The organism is Microbacterium saccharophilum (assembly GCF_007992455.1).
GTDB lineage: Bacteria > Actinomycetota > Actinomycetes > Actinomycetales > Microbacteriaceae > Microbacterium > Microbacterium saccharophilum.
The window spans coordinates 1-3,051 of record NZ_BKAH01000028.1; the positions used below are offsets into that span (position 1 = coordinate 1).

At 67.2% G+C, this 3,051-nt stretch carries 4 protein-coding genes; 2 read left to right on the plus strand and 2 right to left on the minus strand.

All coding sequences use genetic code 11. The annotated features are described in order from the left end of the window. On the plus strand, positions 1 to 345 hold a 345-nt coding region (locus MSA03_RS14260), incomplete at its 5' end, for a redoxin family protein (protein ID WP_147051527.1). Between the two features lie 185 nt (positions 346 to 530). On the opposite strand, the gene MSA03_RS14265 is transcribed toward MSA03_RS14260, so the two are convergent. Further along, on the minus strand, positions 531 to 1,016 hold the full coding sequence (locus MSA03_RS14265; protein WP_147051528.1) for an anthrone oxygenase family protein: 486 nt from the start codon (positions 1,014 to 1,016) through the stop codon (positions 531 to 533). A 15-nt stretch (positions 1,017 to 1,031) separates the two neighbouring features. Beyond that, a complete protein-coding gene (locus tag MSA03_RS14270) occupies positions 1,032 to 1,892 on the minus strand; it encodes an NmrA family NAD(P)-binding protein (RefSeq protein ID WP_147051529.1) in 861 nt (286 codons plus the stop codon). Between the two features lie 146 nt (positions 1,893 to 2,038). Here MSA03_RS14270 and MSA03_RS14275 point away from each other — a divergent pair, with 146 nt between their 5' ends. Next, complete coding sequence (locus MSA03_RS14275; RefSeq protein WP_147051530.1) at positions 2,039 to 2,995, plus strand: AraC family transcriptional regulator; 957 nt, start codon at positions 2,039 to 2,041, stop codon at positions 2,993 to 2,995. The last annotated feature ends 56 nt before the right edge of the window (positions 2,996 to 3,051 follow it).

The following is a 3,051-nucleotide window of genomic DNA, read 5'->3' on the forward strand; positions in this document are numbered from 1 at the left end:
CCCCACAACTGTGACATGCGCAACCACTACGCCGATTTGATGCAGAACGGCGTGAGCCGGGTCTTCGGCCTATCGAGCCAAGCCATCGAATATCAGAAAGCTCTCGCCGGGGCGCTCCGTCTGCCGTATCCGCTGCTCACTGACGAAGCGATGGAGTTGGCTACGGCGCTGCAGCTGCCGACGATCAGTGCTGGCGACCTTACGGTGTACCAACGGCATGCTCTCATCGTCAACGATGGCGTAATCGAGCATGTCTTCTTCCCGATATTCCCGCCCGATCAGCACGCCCAGGTCGTGCTCGACTGGCTCGCCGACAACCCCGAAGACATGAGCGCGGAACAATAACGCTCACAGTTCACCTGGTCGATGTCTTCGGCAGCCGACCGTTCCCGGGAATCCTCTTGCGGCCATCAGCGGAGGCGATGAGTTGAGCGCGGCTGAGATGCAACGCATCGTTCGCTGTGGGTCATTTCGACGGCATGAGCTGACCGGTGGTCTCAGGGCTCGCAGCCCCGATCAGATCCACGAGGCTATCCGGTGACCAGCGCGACGGCGAGGAACGTGAGAGCACCGGTGCTCGTGAGGGTGCGGGTGAGGTTGCGACGGTTCCAACGTGTCTCGAAGCGTCCGCGTGCGGTTCGGCGTTGGTGTTCGGTGTCGATCGGTGCTCTGTCGAGCTCCTGGTTGAGGGGCACGTTCCCTGCGGCCGTGACGCCGAAGGTGAGCGCCGAGCAGACGGCTCCTGCGACGACCGAGGGCAGCGATGCCGAGCCGCCACGGGAGAGGTGCAGCACCGCGCAGGCCACGGCGGCGATCGGTGCGACGAAGAAGACGGTCAGGAACTTTCCGTTCAGGATCGCCGTGTTGATCGCCCGGAATGCTCGCACATAGGTGCCGTCGTCCACCCGGCGGAGCCCAGGGCCGATCGCGACGCTGAACACGAAGAACAGCCCGGCGAGCAGACCGTTGGCGATGATGGCGACGACCAGTAGCGGGCCGAGAAGGAGCGCGTGCATCGTGTTCTCTGTTCGTCAGGCGGCGAGTGCGCGGTCGATGGTGGAGGTGACCGTGGTCGAGACGTGGATGCTTCGGTTCCCGCGTGGTGCGAGGAGGCCCTGCTCGTCGGCTCGGTAGAGCTCTGCCAGGCTCTCGGCGACGTGCGGCCGGAAGCCCGCGTCGGTGAGCGCGCCTGCCCAGGCGTCCTGGGGAATCGTGGCGACGTGCAGCTCGCGCCCGAGCGCGTCACCGAGCAGGGCGGCGACCTCGCGCTCGGTGTATGCGGGGCCGATGATGTCGACGGTCTCGCTGGAGCTGGGAGGGGAGAGGAGCGCGTGCGCGGCGGCTTCGCCGATGTCTCGGGTGGCGACCATCGGTATCGGTGTGTCGGCGGAGGCGGCGAACACCGGGTAGACGCCGCTGTCGCGGGCGATGTCGATGACGTCTGCGACCTTCTCTTGGAAGTGGCCTGAGCGCAGTGCGGTCAGGGTGGTGCTCGTGGTCAGGAGCGCCTGTTCCAGCCGATGCAACCCGGTGATGGGACCGGTTCCCTCGGCGAGGTCCGCCCCGCCCGAGGAGAGCATGACGACATGAGGCACGTTCTGGTCGGCGACCGCGCCCGCGATGGAGGCGATGAGCCTGTCGGCGTGGGCGTCGAGATCGTCGGCGGTCAGATCGAAGGGGAGCAGCACGAAGAACCCGGAGCAGCCTTCGAGGGCGCTCCCCAGCGCGACGCGATCATCCAGGGCGACCGCGTGCGCCTCGGCGCCCCGGTGCCGCCAGGTCTCGGCGTCTCCCGGGCGGCGAACCAGGACTCGAACGTTTGCTCCTGCGGTGAGCAGGCTCTCAGCGGTGGCGGACCCCACGCGGCCCGTGGCTCCAGCGACGACGAACATGATGCTTCCTTCCGGTTGAGGGATTCTCTCTACAACCGACCGTAAGCAGCTGTGGCAGGTAGTTCCATGCTTGGCTGACCGAAACTCTTGCTCGATCGTCCGGCATGGTGAGCATTCCGCGTTCCGATCGTGAGAGGATCGCGGGTATGCGGAACATCTCTGAGGATGATCGTGGCCCCGATCGGCTCGCCCGCGTGCTGCACACGCTCCGGATGCGCAGCACGTTCTACTGCCATGCCGAGCTCGGCGAGCCGTGGGCGCTGGAGATGCCCGCCATCGCCGACTCGGTGAGCTTCCACGTCGTCACCACCGGGTCATGTTGGTTGCGCCTGCCCGACACCGAGCCGATCGAGCTTCGAGCGGGCGACCTCGCCCTCGTGCCGCACGGGCTCGGGCACGATCTGCTCAGCGAGCCCGACGCCAGGCGCGGGCCGCGCGTCGATCTGCTGCCCCAGCAGTACCTCAGCGAGCACTACTCCCAGCTCCATCACGGCGGCACGAGACGCGGGGCGCAGCTGATCTGCGGCGTCGTCTCGTTCGACAGCCCCGCAGCACGCGAGCTGATGCGCACGCTTCCCGCGATCCTGTTCGTCGGCGGCGACACCATCTCCGCGGCCTCCTCCGTGCGAGACACCCTCCGCCTCATGGCCAGCGAACTCTCCCACCCCCAGCTCGGTGGGGAAGCCGTCGCCACCCGCCTAGCCGACATCCTCGTCGTGCAGGCAATCCGAGGCTGGCTCACCACCACCCCCGACGCGATCACCGGATGGCTCCGCGCCCTCCACGACGAACGCATCGGCCGCGCACTCGAAGCGATCCACGACAACCCCGGCCACAACTGGAACCTCGACCGGCTCGCCCAGGTCGCGACCATGTCCAGATCCTCGTTCAGCGCCCGCTTCACCGAACTCGTCGGAGAAGCACCCATCGCCTACCTCACCCGCTGGCGCATGAACGTCGCCCGATCCCGGCTCGCCGAGGAACACGTCACCGTCGGCGCACTCGCCGCCGACCTCGGCTACCAGTCCGAAGCGGCGTTCAACCGCGCCTTCGCCCGCATCACCGGGCGCACCCCCGGCTCCATCCGCAAACCTCGAAAGTAGTTCCGAGCTACGACCGACAGCTTGTGCGGCGTCAGTGGGCCTCGCGGGTTGAGGGG